This window comes from Vibrio sp. S12_S33, assembly GCF_963889785.1.
Taxonomy (GTDB): domain Bacteria; phylum Pseudomonadota; class Gammaproteobacteria; order Enterobacterales; family Vibrionaceae; genus Vibrio; species Vibrio aestuarianus.
Genome location: NZ_CAWPQZ010000207.1, coordinates 1 through 696, shown reverse-complemented (window position 1 = coordinate 696; position 696 = coordinate 1). Strand labels below are relative to the sequence as shown.

1 protein-coding gene is annotated in these 696 nt (G+C 58.0%); it reads right to left on the bottom strand.

Going from position 1 to position 696, the window contains the following annotated elements; genetic code table 11:
- Positions 1 to 696: Ig-like domain-containing protein (locus AACW06_RS19865; protein ID WP_192076373.1), on the bottom strand; the 696-nt coding region annotated here is incomplete at both ends.

The following is a 696-nucleotide window of genomic DNA, read 5'->3' as shown; positions in this document are numbered from 1 at the left end:
CACTCGTACCGTCGCCGTCGGTATCACCCGGTACGGTGGTGTCTAAATCGAACATCACTGGCGCACTCTCACCACTGCTGTTGCCCGCCGCGTCGCTGATCTGCGCCGTCACGCTGTAATCACCTTCCGCTGTCAAGCTTGGAATGGTGATGTCGGCGCTGCCATTGGCAAGGTCCGCCGCCGTCACGGTGTAGGTTTGTTCCGTGGTACTACCATCTGGGTTGGTGATGGTTAACGTCACCGTATCGCCCTCTTCCACACCCGTTGGTAGTGTCACGTTGGTTTCAACGCCGTCACTGTTTTCGGCCACATTGACGCTGCCATCGACCGCATCGGCAATGGTAACGGTTGGCGCGGTGTCACTCGTACCGTCGCCGTCGGTATCACCCGGTACGGTGGTGTCTAAATCGAACATCACTGGCGCACTCTCACCACTGCTGTTGCCTGCGGCATCCGTAATGCTGCTGGTGATGCTGTAATTACCTTCCGCTGTCAAGCTTGGAATGATGATGTCGGCGCTGCCATTGGCAAGGTCCGCTGCCGTCACGGTGTAGGTTTGCTCCGTGGTGCTACCATCTGGGTTGGTGATGGTTAACGTCACCGTATCGCCCTCTTCCACACCCGTTGGTAGTGTCACGTTGGTTTCAAGGCCGTCACTGTTTTCGGCCACATTGACGCTGCCGTCCGCCGCATCGG